This window comes from Planococcus sp. VCh962 (assembly GCF_057748275.1).
Genome location: NZ_JBYLHS010000002.1, coordinates 474865 through 491877 on the forward strand (window position 1 = coordinate 474865; position 17013 = coordinate 491877).

Sequence of the window (17013 nt, forward strand, 5' to 3'; positions counted from 1 at the left end):
TATTTTACTAATAATGTTCGGAGTATTACTTAATCACTTTCAGTTTTTCCAGCGCCTTTACCGTTACTTCCACCATTGTATTGACTCCGACTTCTATGGCATCCTCATTGAAATAGAATTCCGGATCGTGAAGCGGTTTCGGAGTTTCCTCCCCCTCTTTTGCACAGCCCAGCCAGTAAAATACCCCCGGATATTCCGCTAAGAAGCGGGAAAAATCTTCCCCTGCCATTGATGGATCCACTTCCGGCAATGCTTCTTCGCCGAGCAGTCCACCTGCACTGTCCCTTACCAATTGCGACCATTCCGGCGTATTGACTGTCGCATCATACCCTTCAATGTAGTCATAATTAATTTTGACTTCGTATGCAAGCTCAAATCCTCTAACCAAATTTTCAATTCTCCGTTTGATGGTCGCTTTTGCTTTTTTACTGTAAGTCCGAACGGTCCCATTCAGTTCTACATGATCGGCAATTACATTATAGCGATATCCGCCGTTGATTGTTCCAATTGTAATAACCGCGGATTCCAAAGGGTTCGTATTGCGGCTTACAATGGATTGAAGCGAAGAAATGAATTCTGCAGTAATCACTATCGCGTCTTTTCCTTGATGCGGCATGCTGGCGTGCCCAGCTGCTCCTTTAATCGTAAATGACAGCCTGTCCGATGCCGCCATCATTTCTTTGTCCCGTATTCCGATTTGGCCAACCGGCAAGTCCGGCCATACATGCTGTCCGAAAATGACATCCGGTTTGTATTCATCGAAAAGGCCATCTTCCATCATTGGGCGAGCTCCGCCAATGGGTGTGGATTCTTCATTTGGCTGGAATACTAGGAGCACACGGCCAGGCAATTGCTCTTTCATTTGCTGGAGCTTAAACCCTGTGCCTAGCAGCATCGATGTATGGGCGTCGTGGCCACAGGCGTGCATCTTTCCTGCCACAGTAGATTTGAATTCGATATCGGTTTTTTCAGTGATTGGAAGCGCATCGATATCGGCACGCAGCGCAACCGTCCCACCGCTTCCGTTTCCTTCGATAATGCCAAGCACTCCTGTTTTTGCATAGCCAGTCTTGTAAGGAATACCTGCTTTTTCCAGCTCTTCTTGTATACGCTTGGAAGTTTCCCATTCCTCGCCGCCGAGTTCCGGTTTTTTATGCAGATCTCTTCGGATTTCTTTTACGCGTTCTATGAAGGTCATACCTATACACCCTTTCCTTGCTGATTAAGCTTCTTTTTGAGCTTAGCATAAATTAAATATTTCATGTCGAATAATTTCAATTAATAAAAAATTGTGATATCAGGGTTTAAATGAAGAAAAAAAGGAGATTACATTTAAAAATTTACAAAGAGCGTTTAATAACAGCTGTTAAGAATTAAACTTTCAGCAAAATTCATAGGAATCCATAAAAAAACGCCCATCAATTCCTGATGGACGTTTTAAACATTATTAATCTTTTAACTCAAGCCAAAATCGCTGACAAGTGCCGCTAAGCCGCCTTGATAACCGCTTCCGATGGCATTGAATTTCCACTGGCCCCCGTGGCGGTACAACTCTCCTACCACAAGTGCTGTTTCAATTGAGAAATCTTCGCCTAAATCGTAGCGCAAAATTTCCTCGTTTGTGCTTTCGTTCAATACACGGATGAATGCATTTGATACTTGGCCGAAGTTCTGTCCTCGGCTTTCACCTTCATGAATGGTTACCGTAAAGACAACTTTATGGATATCTGCAGGCACATTCGGCAAGTCGACGACCACTTGTTCATCGTCTCCGTCGCCTTCCCCTGTCAGGTTATCCCCTGCATGCACAACAGATCCATTGCCGCCTGTCAGGTTATTGTAGAACACAAAATCTTCAGGGCCGCGTGATTTACCGTTTTCAGCTACCAGGAAAATGGAAGCATCCAAGTCGAAATCTCCGCCGCCGCTGTACTTATTCGTATCCCAGCCAAGTCCGACAAGCACTTTTGTCAGCCCTGGATTTGTTTTTGTTAAATCGATTTTCTGACCTTTTTTTAAATTGATAGTAGACATACTAATTTCCTCCCCCGACTAATTCGCTTTTCGTTGAGTATCTTCGTATTTCTTCTGCAATTCTTCAATACGCAGACGGCCTTGCTCACGCATCTTGCGGTTTTCCGCTTCGATTTCACGCGTGTCATTCATGCCCTGCATAATAGTCTCCCATGTTTGTTCAATGGTTTCAATCTTGATGCTTGGCTGCCCTGACATCCGGGCGATATCGACGCTTTGGCGCGAAATATCATTGGCATTATTCAGCAGCATTTCATTGGTGCGCCGATCCAGTTCATTCATGCCTTCTGCCACTAAATTCTGGCGTTTGGCAGCGATGGCGTTGATTAATCCTGTCTTAAAGATAGGTATGGTCGTAACAAAAGCGGAATTGATTTTTCCAATCAGCTTTGTGTTGCCCCGCTGAAGCATACGGATTTGCGGCGCTGCCTGATAAGAAACTTGTTTTGCCATTTCCAGGTCATAAACCCGCTGTTCAAGCAATTCGATGGCATTCTGCAAGGAATTCAACTCCATCAAAGCCATCTGGTTGCCGGATTCCGCTCTTTTGCGCACTTCCGGTTCCTGCGCTTTCAGCTCCTGAACCTTGATGTCGCCTGCAGCGATGTACTTTTCAAGTTCCATGAAATAATGGAAATTCTGATCGTACAACTCTTCCAAGGTCGATGTCGATTTTTTCATTTCTGTTTCGTATTTCGTGATTTCAACATATACTTTGTCAATTTCCGTTCCCATTGTCTGGTACTTATTGAACAATTGCTCAATCACTTTATTGCCTTTATTGAAGATTTTATTGAGGAAGCCTTTCTTTTCAACAAAATCCTTTTTATCAAATTTATCCATGATTTTGCCGAGCTGTTTCAAGAGTTCACTGGATTCTTCCATGCTATTCGCCTGGACAGAGCTTAGGACTTTCCCTGTAAAAGCCGAGATTTCATTGGCAGGTTCGCGCCCGAATTCCAGTAATTCAATCTGGTTTTTCGGATTGATGCTGGAAGCCAGTTTTAGCACTTCAGGGTCTTTCTTCAGCTGGACTTTCAAGTTATTTTCATCTTGCATGACCAGTTCTTGCTGTTCGATTTGATTTGGCATTGTGCTCATCGATATCCCTCCCTTAATGGTTAAAGCCATTTTCTAAACAATTTCTTGACCACTGACGGTTCCCGGTACGGCTCATTATAGCTTCTGTCATCCAGCCAGTGAGTATCGATCGATTCTGCGTCAATCCATCGTTCAATATCCTGATGCCCCTGCGGGTTGATGATGATGACATCCAGCCCGAATGTATGAATCAATGCGATGGCATTCGCATCTGCTCTGCTCAGTTCGCCGTCCTTTTCCTCATTGTAGAACAGCAGAGTCGGCACAAATTGCGGATAATCGAATTGCTGGATCAATTGAATGACCGCATCAGGCATCGACATCGACTGGGAAAATTGATAAAGCTGCAAGTCGTCGAAAGATTCACCGGCCTGTGGAGTTAGCATCGGCTTTTCCACATGGCGTGCGATGGCTTCACAAAGGGCTGTCTGCAAGCCATCCGGCAATTTGCTGTATTTCCACCAATTGGCCGCTTTCATTTTCTCCGGATCGAGGCGCCCGTCTTTTCCAAGCGCCCCCCGGTAATGGAACTGCTGGTTTCCTTTTCGCTCTTCTATAAATGGGAAACTTCGGATCAACAGTGTATCTTCCCGTTCGGTCAGGTTGTGGATATTGTCCCAAAAACGCTTCCGGTCTTTTTCAATTCCCATCACTTTGGCAAAAACCACCGGAATGATGACGCTTCCACGTTCCACTCCGAATGAAGGCCGTACCATTGCCCGTTCTTTAGCCAGCATAAACGCTTCATCAATGGTCGTCTTCAATCGGATTGATTTTGTCAAATACGACTTGAATTGATACGGCTTGTAAAGTCCGGAATCATCATGGTGCAATAACCGGTCCACTTCCTGGGTCGCCCGGTATGCCACTGTTCCGACACGCTCCGGCTTTTCTTCCGGAAACGGCAGGACTGCTTCCCCGGTCACTTGAAAACTATGGGTCGGCAAGTCTTTCTCTTCCAGTATCGTCTCCAGCCAATGCTTTCCGGTCGGATCAAACACGACGAGATGAAACCCGAAAGCAGCAGAAAATTTTAAGAACCATTTTTCACTTTCAGTTGTATTCCCGTACCATAAAAATGCCGGCAGCCCTTTTTCAAGATTCAGTTTCTCAAGCTCCGGTTCGATATGATTAAAAGTCCATTTAACCAAATCTGTCGCAATGCGCCGGAAAGAAGAATGAGTCGTGCTTCCTCCCGTTTTCGTTTGGAATTCTTTTAGAATATCAATCATTACCAGGCGAATGCGGCGATTCAACCCTGCATCTTTCAATCGCGGCAACAATCCTTTGCCATCCAGAAAAGCGACGATCCGGTTAGGAGACAATCCCCGCTCTTTATTATTCATATCAAACAAATCCTGCAAATGCCGCAGGCGGTCTGGCGTAATATGTTTATTCAAATAGCCGGAAAGACGGATCAGCCTGCCTTCCGCTTCTTCCATCAAATCATATATCGAAGCAAAATAATCATCAGCATCCAGTGGCATTCCGACAAATTGGCCAAGCAGCTGCGGATACGTAATGGTTTCTTCTTCGATTTTTGTTTCTGGATGATTAACAATCGGCTTTGTCAGCCATTCTGTCAATTTTTCCGGATCCCACGTTCTCACGCGTACCGGATGCAATTGAACCATGGGACTCCCTCCTCATCGATGCTGCAGGGAAACACTAGAAACCTTTTTCAGTATTTCTTCCCCGGCTTTTATTCCTTTTTGATCCGTGATTTGAATATGTTCGGATACGGGAATTTTACTTTTAACCGCTTCTCCATGCGCAGCCAATAAACCAAGATCCGCCTTTTCAAGCAATCCAAGATCCAGAAGTGAATCTCCTGCTGCTACTACATATTCCGCGTTGATGCGATTTTTCACATATTCCATGGCACCGGCTTTGGTGATGCTTTCCGGCATGAAATAAAGCTTTCTTCCCTGAAGCGATAGCGACCAGCCGATTTCCCGAAATGTATGGGTATAAAAATCGAGTTTCTCTTCCGGAAAATGCTCCCGGTCCACAATCATATAGACAAACCAATCGTCTGCTTCCCGAACGCTAAGTACCCAGTCTTCCAAAAAATGGCGTTCAATTTCTGGAAGCAATTCATGGACAATCGTTTTCCGGCTGACACATTGCTGGCGGATATTATCCGACCATTCTGGAATAGGTCGTCCATTTTCCAAAATAACTGCGCCGTTAGAAACAATCGCGAATCGAGGACGTTCATTCCCTTCATAAATGCCGGTTACACGTTCATACTGCGCCTGGGTTCTGGTGGTCACCGGCAAAAAACAAATTGAAGAGTCAAGGTTCCACAAAGCGGACTGGCTTTTTTCCGTCATATACGACTGCGGCTTGCCATCAATGCGCTCCACTTCCACCAATTCTGCTTCTGAAACTTCAGTGCCCATCGTTCTGCGCGAATAAATTAATGTCTGATCCAAGTCACTGGCAAATAAAATCGTCATATTTCTTTCCCCGATCTGATCAGCCCGATTGCGCGGTAAAATAATTCCGGCACAAGTTCTACAGGCACGTTTTTTTCCTTGGCTAAAACAAGCAAATGCTGAACATCCGGATGTTCCAAATCGTTTACAAGCACTTTCCAAGGGCTTCGCCGAAGCAATACACGCGTAGTTTCCCCGACACCCGGTTTGATTAATGTATAGTCGCTTTCATTATACATCTTTTGACCTATTTCTTCCACTTCTTTCATGCCTTGCCATGTCCGTTCTGCTGTTGCCGGAGCTGCCAAAGCGGCTTTTTGCACTTCCTCTTCAGTATCCATAAAACAGGACGTGACTTGGTCGACAAAATCATTGGACAAGTCTTCTTCAAGCAAATCGCCGTAAAATTTCGCCCCGTGGAAATCATCTTTGCTGATAAATTGTCCATTTAAGATCGTTCTGCTTATAAGACCGGACACAGTGGCATTTAAACAAGCGCTCGGAATCAGAAAATCTTCACGAGTCCCGAATAAAACCGCACATGCCCCGGGGTCTGCAAGCACCGCCATATCATCATGCAGGTTCATCCCATCAAGGGCATTCAATTTGCGGACTGATTGAGTCAGCTCTCCTTGAATGGCCCCTTTCCCGGTCCAGCCATCGACAAATTGGATACGGCTTGTCGGATGCAATCTGCGAATGGCTTTAATGGCGTTTTCATCGATGCCTTTCCCCCGCAGAATTGAAACACTGTAATGAGGCCAGTCTATCTTCAAAACTTGTAAAGCGTACCTGCGGATTAAAATGCCGATAGGGCTGCCAGCCCGGGCTAAAGAAACAAGAACAATATCCTCAGTGCCGGCATTCATTGCAATCCGGCGTGTCAGAAGACCGATTAAAAAGCCCAGCCGCTGTTTCGTTTTTGCAACCGTTGCATGATACAGTTGTGTATATTCCACGGATGGACGATATTCCATTGGCAGTCGTTCTGCATAATGGCCGCCTGTCCGCACCGCTTTTTCACGTTCTTCCAATGTACTTTCCGTAAATTCTTCCGTGACATCTTTTAACAAAAATATGATATCTTCTTCTGGATAACTTGTTTTCACCAATCCGGTTGCAATCATTGAGCTGAGTCTCTCCTTTTCGCTGTCGTCAACGATATCCATTCAACAGGTGCTTTTTCCTCGAGATAGGCGATGAGCGGCTGCCAAGCAGTTTCATCAACTACAGATTCAACAATCAAGTAAATTTTGTCGATGTCCAATTTTTTCAAATTGTACAAGAACTGGTCGACCCCTTCTGCATCAGGCAACTGGAATTTCACTTTTTCCTTTATGGGGTAATCTTCATTTGTTGAGGCGAAAATCGGGCTTCTTGTAGTGGTCTGTACAAGCGCATTGCTGCTCAAAGCAAAAGCAAAGCGGATCGGCAAATACATATTTTCCCCGATGCCAATCACCAGAGGTTTTTCATCCACTTTGGTTCCTCCGACTGCTTGGACCATTTGCTCGGCCCATCGACTGATTTCCGCATGTTCACTGCTCGCCAGGCCAAATCTCCCCGTTAATGAAAGATAGCTTTGACCGCTTGCTGATTTATGCGGAAGCTGTCGGATTTTTACTGGTTCCTGAAGCGGAGCGGCACCGCTGCCGGTCAAGTAATCGATTGCTGCTTCATTTGGCGACTCGCTATGGTGCAGTTTGAATTGTCCTTTCACCAAAGCCAGTACATCCACTTGAATTTCCCTGCTCGCTTCCAGTTCTTTAAATTTTTCCTGCTGCTCTTCGCTTCGCCAATCCAAAATGGACAATGCTTTGTATTTCTTTCCAGGAAACTGATCATCCAGTGATTTGATTAAATTCACAAAAGTATTGCCGGTCGAAATTTCATCATCAACCAGCACGATGACTTCCGCTTCTTCCAACATTCCTTTCGGAGCATATACAATATGGGAAGTCGCGTGGGAATGTTCTTCTTCGAAGACAAAAGAAGGGGTCAACCCGCTGACTTTTTCACGGGTTGTATGGATATATGCCGCCTTTTCAAAATGCTGGAACACTGCATGCCCAAGACCGGTAGCCGTTTCAGCCATTCCAATAAAAATCGTTTTATCAGGAAGTGCTGTTTTAAAAGCAAAAGTTTCCTTGATGTTTTCTGAATCTGCTTCTCCAGTTTTTATAAGTTGAACCAGTTCTTCTGCATGCGAAGGAAAGTCGATTCCGGCATCTTCCATCAATAAATAAGCCAGTAAAGTACCTGTACCAAGCGCAACGGCTGGATTTACAGCTAAATGTTTAGCAATCAAAGGGCTGACAAATAAAAACTGGCGCTTTTTGTTCACGCGGAGAGCCATAGAGAAAAGGGATTCCACTGGAAGCCCTTTATATGTGTGATTGACAGCAATCGAAAGATCCAGCTGCTGCCACAATTTATAGTTGATTTGATAATTGGGTTGATCCAATATAGTTGAGGACATCGATCGGTTTATAGTTTTCATTCAGCACCCCATATACTTCCGCCTGGGCGAGCACTTTCTTTGCCCAGCTTAAATGCGGTTTTACTTCATTCATTTTATTGCGTTTCGGGCTTTGCAGAACGCCGTTGCGTTCAAAGCTTTCTGACACGATTAGCGATGCATCTTCAAAAGCTTCAAGAGAAACGATGTAACCTGCATTGACAATCGGGATTTGGGAAGGATGGATGCATGTTTTCCCTTTAAAGCCGTTTAAGACATCCAGCTGTACTTCCTGCCACAATACTTGTTCCGGTTTCGATAGCAGCGCATTTCCTCGTCCCGAAGTAAAATGTTCATATACTGGACCAGAGACGATAAAGCCGTCTTCTGCTCTGCCGAATCGATTCAGAATGGCAGTTAATCCATCCCGGATGACATGGACATCATAAATCGTCCGCTCTGCAGGACGCCGCAAACCATAAAGACTGGAGAAATCAGTAGCTCCAACCCGTACAGTCAAAACCCGGTTCACTTCCGCCAGCAGAATCTGATGGATTTCCCGAAGCGTCTGTTCACGCAGTTCTGAATACAGCACTTCCTTTGTTTCAAGCAGAGGCAAGGCAAAGAGGTTTCGCCCTGCGGCTTCGCTTGCCCGGTCTAATGCCGCAAAAAAAGAAGGCAGATTTTCAGGTCGGCTTTTTGGAAAGACAATTCCGGTTAATACACCTAAAGCGGTCCCGGCAGCTTCGATCAATTTATCAAGTTGGGCAGCATTGCGGATACGCAAAAAAAGCGCTGGTCCGGCATCCGGCTGAAAGATTTCGGCTCTTTCCAACAGTTTCAGCTGCTTGATCACATTCGCTTCCGCCTGCGGCAGTTCTGAATCGGCCACTGCATCTTCCAGGCAAATGATTAGCGTGGCCAATCCTGAAAAAGCACCGCGTCTATACTGTCCTGATAGAATCTTTTTCCCGAAATCCGGTCTGGAACCGGGGGTATAAAGAGCCGCACCCAGCGCCAATCCCAAAGTTTCCCGTTCCGTATCCCGATTGAATTCTGCCGGGGAATATTTAAAAAAAGTTTTTAGCTCAGAATCGGTTAATACGTCAAAATGTCTCATCATTGTTCCTCCCGGCACCGCTAAAAAAGCAAGCCCTAAAAATTGATAGCATTATTCGAGTAAATAAAGGCTAAAAAAGCAAGGAGATGTGCTCCTTGCTTTTTTCCTTGTAATTAGCTGTCTAAGCCAAAGTCCTTAACAAGTGCGCCTAGCCCACCTTGATAACCACTGCCAATAGCATTAAATTTCCATTCATTGTTGTGGCGGTAAAGTTCCCCTACCACAATCGCTGTTTCAATTGAGAAATCTTCTCCTAAATCATAACGGATCAACTCTTCATTGGTATCACCATTTACGATACGTACATAGGAGTTGCTGACTTGGCCGAAGTTTTGGCCGCGTGTTTCTGCATCATGGATTGTAATAGCAAATGTTACGCGTTCGATTGACGAAGGAACTGATGACAGGTTCACTTTGACTTGCTCATCGTCGCCTTCACCTTCGCCTGTTTTGTTGTCGCCCGTATGCTCAACTGCACCAGCAGCTCCAATAGTGTTGTTATAGAAAACAAAATCTGCTTCAGACGATGCTTTGCCGCTTGAGTTCAATAAGAATACTGAAGAATCAAGGTCAAAATCTTGCCCTCCATCGTACTTATTTGTATCCCAGCCAAGACCAACGATTACATTGGATAATCCTGGGTTTGATTTTGTTAAGTCCACTTTTTGTCCTTTAGATAAATTGATTGCCATTCTTCCTTCACTCCTTATGCGTATTTGTTTGCGATTGAACCGATATCAGGATCGATAGTGCCTTCACCGACAGCTGAGAATTTCCACTCAGTTCCCTGGCGGTAGAGTTCGCCAAGAATCAGCGACATTTTGCCCGCATAGTTGTCAGTCAGGTTATAATGAATCAGTTCTTCTTTGGATTGATTGTCCACCAAACGGATAAAAGCATTTTGAATCATGCCAAAATCCTGCTTCTTCTGTTTTGCATTGTAAATGTTTACAACAAACACCAGCCGGTGGACTGATGGAGAGATATTTTTCAAATTGATTTGAATCGTCTCATCGTCTCCTTCACCTGCGCCAGTCAGGTTATCCCCTGAGTGAACAACGCTGCCGTCTTTGCTTTTCTTGTTGCCGAAGTAGATGAGGTTTTCTTTCCCTCTCAATTTGCCGTTTTCATCAAGCAGAAGGACTGATGCGTCACAGTCAACGTCAGCTCCGCCGCCGCCTCCGCCAAGCAATCCGCTAAGGAAACCGCCGCTTTTTTTAGCAGCAACCGGATCCCATCCGAGGCCGACCATTAAGCTTGAAAGCGATGAACGTCCTTTAGTTAAATCGATTTTCTGACCTTTTACAAGATTGATAGCCATTCTTCGCACTCTCCATTCATCGTTATGTACTTAGTTTTAATAGTATTTGTAAATCCGGAAAATTTCAATCATTAAGGGCTATAGCCGACAGCTGTGATGCGGAACCCCGCTGTCTCTTTTAACGTCCTATCATGAATAGGAGAACCCTAACCGTGGAAATATTGAAAAAATCCTGATATAAATATATACGATTAATGTTCCAATAAGTTTCGTTTGTCACAGAAGATACATTTCTTCAGTATTTAGCATGCTGTTCCAGCATATTTCAGCAATAGGCAGGGTAAACAAATCCAAATAGCCTTTTTTGACCGTGCGACAAGTAAACATGGAGGTGAAGTAATAGATGAAGCTGATTTCAATTGTTGTTCCGGCTTACAACGAAGAGGCGAATATCTCCTATATGTATGAAAAGCTGGTCCAGGAACTTCACCCGCTTCCATACCAGTATGAGATTATGTTTATCAATGACGGCAGCAGTGATGGCACTTTGCAGGAAATTTTGAAGCTTGCCGAAAACCATGCTGACGTCAAATATATTTCCCTGACCCGTAATTTCGGCAAAGAATCCGCTATCCTGGCAGGACTCCACCGCATCAAAGGCGATGCGGCTATTTTAATGGACAGCGACTTGCAGCATCCCCCCGAACTTATTGGCCAGCTGATCCTCGGCTTTGAGGAAGGCTTCCATCAAGTAGTGGCCAAACGGTCCCGGACAGGGGATTCAAAATTACGCAGCTTTTTATCTTCCTTATATTATAAGTTTGTGAATTCTGTTACCGACGTAGATTTTGTGGATGGCGAAGGCGATTTTAGATTGCTTAGCAGGAAAGCCATCAATTCCATTTTGCTTCTTAGCGAAAGCAACCGCTTTTCAAAAGGCCTTTACTCCTGGATTGGCTTAAGCAAAAAGATCATTAGCTATGAAAATGTCCAGCGTGCTGCCGGAACATCCAAATGGTCATTCTGGAGTCTCGTCAATTATGGGATTGACGGCATCATTTCATTTAACTTAAAACCGCTGCGTGTCTGCTTCTATACAGGGTTTCTCGTTTTATTTCTCTCACTTATTTACATCGGTGTGACTTTTTACGAAATATTAAAAGAAGGTGTAGGCGCGCCAGGATACTTCACCACCATCACAGCTATTTTATTTTTAGGGGGAATTCAATTGATCAGCTTGGGTGTCATAGGGGAATATATAGGGCGGATATACAATGAAACGAAAAGGCGCCCTAACTTTCTAATAGATATCAGCAATGCGGATGATTACGATGAATCTTAAAGCTTTGAACACAGAGTTTACCCGTTTCATCTTTGTCGGTGTTGTCAACACAGCGACCTATTATTCCATTTATCTGGTTTTACACAATCTATTCTCGCTGCCTTATTTATTTGCCCACATCATTGGATTTATCATTTCTTTGAACATTTCGTTTTTCTTGAACTGTTACGTAACGTACAGGACTAAACCGACATTAAAAAAATATTTATATTTTCCTTTGACCCAAGTAGTCAATATGTCTGTATCCACTGCGCTGATTTTTATTTTCGTGGAATATTTGCGCATCAACAGCAATATCGCCCCGTTTGCAGCGGTTTTGTTTACAATCCCGATTACATTTATTATCTCCAGCAAAATTTTAAAAGGCTCGGTCAGAACGGCTGAAGCCAAAAGACGGTGAATTTATGAGCAGGAAATCTCCAAATATCATATTGTTTCTTTCTTGTTTTGTTTTATCTGCATTAGCCCATTTTGTTTTTCTCTATCAATGGACCCGACAACATTATATGGTCGGAATCGACGACGGCAGCTCACAAATGCTGCCGTTTAAACATTTGCTGTATGAACAGTACACGAACGGAGAATTTTTCTATTCGTTCGACTTCGGCCTTGGCGCCGGGACTTTCAGTGAGCTTTCCTATTATTTTTCTACCTCTATCGTATTTCTGTTAAGCGTGATGGTTGTTTTTATCTTAGAATCGTTGAACGCCATTCAATCAGCCGATGTACTGTTCTGGGCAAATGCCGCTGTCTTCATCAGCATAATCCGTTTGAGTTTGGTATTGTTCATCACTGCCCACTTGTTTATGTATATGAAGATTTCCCGGCTTTCCGCTCTTCTTGGAGCCAGCATCTACGGAATATCAGGCATGTATTTTCGGCATACCGTCTATTGGGAATTTTTCGCGGATGCGTTTCTTTGGCTGCCGCTCCTGATTTTTGGCGTTGAGAAAATCATGCGGGAACAGAAACCCGGCTGGTTTCTGTTTGCCGTATCGATTTCTTTGATCGATAATTTCTACTTTTCCTATATCAATTTTCTTTTGGCAGGAATATACATACTCGTCCGATTAATTATAAGGTTGTCTCCTGAAGAAACCGGCTGGTTGAAAGCCGTCACCACTTTTTTGATGACTGGCATAATCGGGTTCGGCATCAGTGCCGTCTCATTTGTTCCCGCAGTTTATGCGTTTTTGAATAATCACCGGCCTTCATTTGAGCAGGAAATTCCTTGGATAGATTTATCCGACAATATTTTATTTACAAGCCGGTTCATTGTGCTTCCAGCCATTTTTATATTATTTCTCTTTTCAGTTTCCCTATACCGCCATAAGGGCTTCCAGCTGTTTGCGGCATTGGGAGTTATCGGAATCCTGCTGCACTACAGCCCAGTAGCAGGCAGCATCTTTAACGGCTTTTCAGCTCCCCAGTACCGCTGGGAATACTTTCTGTCACTGGTTGCCGGAGGAGCGGTGGCGGTCGGCATGGATCATCTCCATAAGCTGTCGCGCCGCCAATTTGCAGCTGCAGGAGTTTTGACTGCGGTTGCCTATTGGATTGCGGCGATGATGGACAAGACTTTCGAATTGAAGTCGCTGTCTTCACTGTTCACTATCAGCAGTTTGCTGATTACCTGGTTGCTTGTACTGGCTGTTCTGCAATTTAAGCAGACCCGCTTTAAATTACTGCTTACCGGATTTTTAATCGTTTCAATTCTTGTTTTTGTTAACTTTTATCAAGTTGAAAAACTCCTGAAAGCTGGCCGAATTGAGTATGTAAATGAAGAACTCCTGACTAGCGCTGGATATAATGACCCTGAAGTACAAGCGCTTATTGAAGAAATCCATAAACAGGAAGACGGAGTTTCCTATCGCATCGATTGGATGGAGGGCGTGCGGAACAACACTCCGATTGTACAGGACTTCCGCGGCTTAAGTGCGTACTCCAGTATTCTAAATAAAAATTTGCTGTACTTTTACTTATACGATTTAGAAATCGACATGGGGCGCGAGAGCGTCAGCCGTTATGCGACTTTGGGCAACCGCGCCAATCTCCATGGCTTGCTGCAGGGTAAATATTCCATAAAAGAAAAAGGAGACTCGAACGTGCCGTTCGGTTTTACCGAGATTTTGTCTTCTGAAAATTACATTGTCTATGAGAATCAAAACACTTTGCCTTTCGCACGTGCTGCTTCAACTGTTTACCAAGAACAGCAATTGTCCGGACAGCCTGCGATTGTCAGGGAACATGCTATGCTCACGGGACTCGTGCTTGATGGCAGTGAAGCTGCCCATCCCCTTCCTTCTGTTGAAGAGCAGACCAAAGCATTTGAAGTTCAGCAATCCGGAGCTTCTTATGAAGACGGATTATTGACGGTCTACGGGGAAAGCGGCGGCATTGATCTGGTCCGGCATGATTCATCTTTTACCGAGGGTGACTTATATGTATCGTTCCACCTCGAACATATTGAACCGGATGAAGGCTTCCCTTTGACCGTCAATGATTATTACACTACCCGAAAATCAAACACATCCATTTATAGAACCTATGTTGACGATATTACCGTCCGGATTCCGGCAGAAGACACAGTAAGAATTCGTATGCCAAAAGGTAAATACCATCTTACCGAAATTCAAGTGTTTGAGGAGCCATATCGAGTTCTCGAACAACAAAGTGAAAAACATACTGGCTTGAAAAAATTGAATATCGATGGCAGCCGCGTGCAATTGGAATATGACAATATAGAAAAAGAAGATTACCTGGCGGTGAACATCCCATTCGAACGTGGTTGGGAAGCTTCTGTCAATAACAAAGAAGTGGATGTGCTGAAAGCAAATTATGCTTTTACAGCTGTTCCGATAGCAGAAGGCATCAATGAAATAACGTTCACGTACCGCCCTCCATTTTTCAAGGTTACACTGATTGTGAGCGTCTTGTCGTTGATCATTGGCATGCTATTTGTTTTCAGGATCAAGCGATAAGGATTAATTTGGATGGTTTCTTGAAAAGAACTCCTACAAAAGTTGCTCTTTGTCTGAATTGCGTTTATTTTCAGTTTAAAATGTGTAATGAGAGAATAACGATAAATTCAGATGGGGAGTTGATACTGATGAAGCGATGGCCCATGCTTTTATTTGCACTTGTCTTACTTCTAATACTTGCTGCTTGCGGCAATGCCGAAGATCCACCCACAGAAACCGATGGCGCTACAGAAGTGGAAGATGAAAACGTAAATGAAGGCGGAGAAGATCCTCCAAACGGTGAAGAAGCGGAAGACAACTCGGATGAAGGCTCAAGTGAAGACCTTATGTTTGTTACTGTAGAAATGATGGACAGCGATGGCAATGCTACAGGCACAGCAGAATTGAGCACAGAAAGCAGCGGTGTCGGAGTAGCCCTCAACCTGGAAGGACTTGAAACCGGTCCTCATTCTGTTGAATTCCGGGATGCCGGTAAATGTGAAGCTCCGGATTTTGAAACTACTGGAGAGCCTTTCGGTGGGGATATACCGGATATTGAAGTCGGAGATGACGGAACCGCTGCCGAAGAATTCGTCGTGGAAGGTGTTACATTGAAAACAGGAGAAGAAAACTCTCTGCTGAAAGAAGGCGGAGCCTCCCTTTTCATTCAAGGAACTGACAACAATGAGTCTGTGGCATGCGGTGTTATCACCGCACAGCAATAACAGCATCAAAGCGGGCAGATGCCCGCTTCTTTTTTATGCATTTTCGTTTTTCACAGCGGCCCTCGCCGTCTTCTAAGTTTAGTCACTGCCCTATCGGGAATAAAACCCTTAGACACTATTTAGAAGGAGGACGATACGATGTCAAATGAAGACAAATTCGAGAAAATTGATGAACAAGTAGAACCTCAAGAGCAGCCTGAACAGCCGGGCCATGAGTCTGAAATGGCTCCTGAACCGATTTATGACGACAAGGAATATAAAGGTTCCGGCAAGCTGGAAGGCAAAGTGGCTTTAATTACCGGAGGCGACAGTGGAATAGGCCGGGCAGTGGCAGTGGCCTATGCTAAAGAAGGTGCCAATGTGGCGATTGCTTATCTTGATGAGCACGAAGACGCTGAGGAAACTATCCGAGCGGTTGAATCTTACGGAGTGAAAGGTTTTAAATCCGCTGTTGATATCAGCGAAGTAGAAAATTGCAATCAGCTGATTGTTGATGTGATTTCAGAATTTGGCCAGCTGAACATACTGGTAAATAATGCTGGAAAGCAATTTCCGCAAAAGGATTTCTTGGACATCACTCCCGATCAATTGATGGAGACATTCACAACAAATATTTTTAGCATGTTCTATTTATCGCAAGCAGCTGTTCCGCATATGCAAAAAGGAGATTCTATTATCAATACCTCTTCTGTAACAGCGTATAGAGGTTCGTCTTCACTTATTGATTATTCATCGACCAAAGGTGCCATTACTTCATTCACCCGCTCGCTTTCACAAAGCTTGATCGAGAAAGGCATCCGGGTCAATTCAGTTGCACCGGGGCCAATTTGGACACCGCTGATCCCTTCCACCTTTGACGCTGAAAAAGTTGGCAAACATGGTGGCGATACTCCTATGGAACGGCGCGGACAGCCTTCAGAAGTGGCTCCTGCATATGTCTATTTTGCTTCAAAAGATTCTACTTATGTCACAGGGCAAGCAATTCATGTCAATGGCGGGGATTTCATTTCATCTTAATCGTACAAAAAACCAGAACTGATTTTCAGGTTCTGGTTTTTTAATGACAATTCCCATGTTTTCTTCCATTTTTTGCGGTTTTGCCGTTTGAATTCGGGTATAGATTAGATATAAATCTATACACAAGGAGGTGGGCAAAATGAAATTTATTGAAGTATTACTCATGAAATTCGCGATGGTATTCGCTGTATTATTTATGATTTTCGGGCTTACCTATGGCACAGGAGTTTTTGATATTTTCCTAATCAGCCTTGTTGTCACAGCTGTTGGATTTGTTGGTGATTTAATCGTCTACCCACGGACTTCCAACAAAATTGCAACTGCCGGTGATTTAGTTCTCGATTTCGTCCTGATCTGGCTCTTGGCAGCGCTGTGGATTGAGAATCCCGATTTTTCGATTGTAATGGCCTCTATCTATTCGGCAGTCCTTCTTGCAGCCGGAGAATGGTTCTACCATATTTATCTGACTAAACGCTTATGGGAACATAAAGAGACATCCCACACACTGAAACAGGAGCCGAATCGTAAATAGTTTTAAAAAGAAGTGCAGAGAT

At 44.2% G+C, this 17013-nt stretch carries 16 protein-coding genes; 6 read left to right on the forward strand and 10 right to left on the reverse strand.

Annotated elements, in window-relative coordinates:
- Positions 1–25 precede the first annotated feature (25 nt).
- From AC3AQ9_RS09685 to AC3AQ9_RS09730, 10 genes are all read right to left on the reverse strand, one after another.
- Positions 26–1198, reverse strand: coding sequence for a M20 metallopeptidase family protein (locus AC3AQ9_RS09685; RefSeq protein ID WP_488307262.1), 1173 nt, complete (start codon positions 1196–1198; stop codon positions 26–28).
- A gap of 257 nt (positions 1199–1455) precedes the next feature.
- On the reverse strand, positions 1456–2034 hold the full coding sequence (locus AC3AQ9_RS09690; RefSeq protein ID WP_488307263.1) for a TerD family protein: 579 nt from the start codon (positions 2032–2034) through the stop codon (positions 1456–1458).
- Positions 2035–2052: 18 nt separating this feature from the next.
- Entirely contained in the window at positions 2053–3135 is a 1083-nt protein-coding gene (locus AC3AQ9_RS09695) for a toxic anion resistance protein (RefSeq protein ID WP_488307264.1), read from the reverse strand.
- 20 nt (positions 3136–3155) lie between these two features.
- Positions 3156–4769: a YceG family protein gene (locus tag AC3AQ9_RS09700; RefSeq protein ID WP_488307265.1), complete on the reverse strand. Its 1614-nt coding sequence runs from the start codon at positions 4767–4769 to the stop codon at positions 3156–3158.
- A gap of 12 nt (positions 4770–4781) precedes the next feature.
- On the reverse strand, positions 4782–5597 hold the full coding sequence (locus AC3AQ9_RS09705; RefSeq protein ID WP_488307266.1) for an HAD family hydrolase: 816 nt from the start codon (positions 5595–5597) through the stop codon (positions 4782–4784).
- The gene (locus tag AC3AQ9_RS09710; RefSeq protein WP_488307267.1) at positions 5594–6703 is read right to left on the reverse strand and encodes a cysteine protease StiP family protein; all 1110 of its coding nucleotides are present in this window, start codon (positions 6701–6703) and stop codon (positions 5594–5596) included. The genes AC3AQ9_RS09705 and AC3AQ9_RS09710 overlap by 4 nt, the downstream gene beginning before the upstream one ends.
- On the reverse strand, positions 6700–8076 hold the full coding sequence (locus AC3AQ9_RS09715; protein WP_488307268.1) for a phosphoribosyltransferase family protein: 1377 nt from the start codon (positions 8074–8076) through the stop codon (positions 6700–6702). The genes AC3AQ9_RS09710 and AC3AQ9_RS09715 overlap by 4 nt, the downstream gene beginning before the upstream one ends.
- Entirely contained in the window at positions 8009–9154 is a 1146-nt protein-coding gene (locus tag AC3AQ9_RS09720) for an HpcH/HpaI aldolase/citrate lyase family protein (protein WP_488307269.1), read from the reverse strand. The genes AC3AQ9_RS09715 and AC3AQ9_RS09720 overlap by 68 nt, the downstream gene beginning before the upstream one ends.
- A gap of 113 nt (positions 9155–9267) precedes the next feature.
- Positions 9268–9846: a TerD family protein gene (locus AC3AQ9_RS09725; RefSeq protein ID WP_488307270.1), complete on the reverse strand. Its 579-nt coding sequence runs from the start codon at positions 9844–9846 to the stop codon at positions 9268–9270.
- 14 nt (positions 9847–9860) lie between these two features.
- Positions 9861–10475, reverse strand: coding sequence for a TerD family protein (locus AC3AQ9_RS09730; RefSeq protein ID WP_488307271.1), 615 nt, complete (start codon positions 10473–10475; stop codon positions 9861–9863).
- Between the two features lie 343 nt (positions 10476–10818).
- Here AC3AQ9_RS09730 and AC3AQ9_RS09735 point away from each other — a divergent pair, with 343 nt between their 5' ends.
- The 6 genes from AC3AQ9_RS09735 (at position 10819) to AC3AQ9_RS09760 (ending at position 16991) form a co-directional block, all read left to right on the forward strand.
- Complete coding sequence (locus tag AC3AQ9_RS09735) at positions 10819–11757, forward strand: glycosyltransferase family 2 protein (RefSeq protein ID WP_488307272.1); 939 nt, start codon at positions 10819–10821, stop codon at positions 11755–11757.
- Positions 11747–12157 carry a GtrA family protein gene (locus tag AC3AQ9_RS09740; RefSeq protein ID WP_488307273.1) on the forward strand — a complete coding sequence of 137 codons (411 nt, stop codon included), beginning with the start codon at positions 11747–11749 and terminating at the stop codon, positions 12155–12157. Before AC3AQ9_RS09735 ends, AC3AQ9_RS09740 begins: the two co-directional genes overlap by 11 nt.
- A 4-nt stretch (positions 12158–12161) precedes the next feature.
- Positions 12162–14738 (forward strand): YfhO family protein, encoded by a 2577-nt coding sequence (locus tag AC3AQ9_RS09745; protein ID WP_488307274.1) that lies wholly within the window; start codon positions 12162–12164, stop codon positions 14736–14738.
- A 128-nt stretch (positions 14739–14866) separates the two neighbouring features.
- Positions 14867–15442, forward strand: a complete 576-nt coding sequence (locus tag AC3AQ9_RS09750; protein WP_488307275.1) for a superoxide dismutase family protein — start codon at positions 14867–14869, stop codon at positions 15440–15442.
- A gap of 138 nt (positions 15443–15580) precedes the next feature.
- Positions 15581–16459, forward strand: coding sequence for an SDR family oxidoreductase (locus AC3AQ9_RS09755; protein WP_488307276.1), 879 nt, complete (start codon positions 15581–15583; stop codon positions 16457–16459).
- 139 nt (positions 16460–16598) lie between these two features.
- Complete coding sequence (locus tag AC3AQ9_RS09760; protein ID WP_488307277.1) at positions 16599–16991, forward strand: DUF2512 family protein; 393 nt, start codon at positions 16599–16601, stop codon at positions 16989–16991.
- The last annotated feature ends 22 nt before the right edge of the window (positions 16992–17013 follow it).

Excerpts from the sequence above, each read along its gene's own strand:
- AC3AQ9_RS09685 (WP_488307262.1), bottom strand. The coding sequence starts at position 1,198 with ATGACCTTCATAGAACGCGTAAAAGAAATCCGAAGAGATCTGCATAAA.
- AC3AQ9_RS09690 (WP_488307263.1), bottom strand. The coding sequence starts at position 2,034 with ATGTCTACTATCAATTTAAAAAAAGGTCAGAAAATCGATTTAACAAAA.
- AC3AQ9_RS09695 (WP_488307264.1), bottom strand. The coding sequence starts at position 3,135 with ATGAGCACAATGCCAAATCAAATCGAACAGCAAGAACTGGTCATGCAA.
- AC3AQ9_RS09700 (WP_488307265.1), bottom strand. The coding sequence starts at position 4,769 with ATGGTTCAATTGCATCCGGTACGCGTGAGAACGTGGGATCCGGAAAAA.
- AC3AQ9_RS09705 (WP_488307266.1), bottom strand. The coding sequence starts at position 5,597 with ATGACGATTTTATTTGCCAGTGACTTGGATCAGACATTAATTTATTCG.
- AC3AQ9_RS09710 (WP_488307267.1), bottom strand. The coding sequence starts at position 6,703 with ATGATTGCAACCGGATTGGTGAAAACAAGTTATCCAGAAGAAGATATC.
- AC3AQ9_RS09715 (WP_488307268.1), bottom strand. The coding sequence starts at position 8,076 with ATGAAAACTATAAACCGATCGATGTCCTCAACTATATTGGATCAACCC.
- AC3AQ9_RS09720 (WP_488307269.1), bottom strand. The coding sequence starts at position 9,154 with ATGAGACATTTTGACGTATTAACCGATTCTGAGCTAAAAACTTTTTTT.
- AC3AQ9_RS09725 (WP_488307270.1), bottom strand. The coding sequence starts at position 9,846 with ATGGCAATCAATTTATCTAAAGGACAAAAAGTGGACTTAACAAAATCA.
- AC3AQ9_RS09730 (WP_488307271.1), bottom strand. The coding sequence starts at position 10,475 with ATGGCTATCAATCTTGTAAAAGGTCAGAAAATCGATTTAACTAAAGGA.
- AC3AQ9_RS09735 (WP_488307272.1), top strand. The coding sequence starts at position 10,819 with ATGAAGCTGATTTCAATTGTTGTTCCGGCTTACAACGAAGAGGCGAAT.
- AC3AQ9_RS09740 (WP_488307273.1), top strand. The coding sequence starts at position 11,747 with ATGAATCTTAAAGCTTTGAACACAGAGTTTACCCGTTTCATCTTTGTC.
- AC3AQ9_RS09745 (WP_488307274.1), top strand. The coding sequence starts at position 12,162 with ATGAGCAGGAAATCTCCAAATATCATATTGTTTCTTTCTTGTTTTGTT.
- AC3AQ9_RS09750 (WP_488307275.1), top strand. The coding sequence starts at position 14,867 with ATGAAGCGATGGCCCATGCTTTTATTTGCACTTGTCTTACTTCTAATA.
- AC3AQ9_RS09755 (WP_488307276.1), top strand. The coding sequence starts at position 15,581 with ATGTCAAATGAAGACAAATTCGAGAAAATTGATGAACAAGTAGAACCT.
- AC3AQ9_RS09760 (WP_488307277.1), top strand. The coding sequence starts at position 16,599 with ATGAAATTTATTGAAGTATTACTCATGAAATTCGCGATGGTATTCGCT.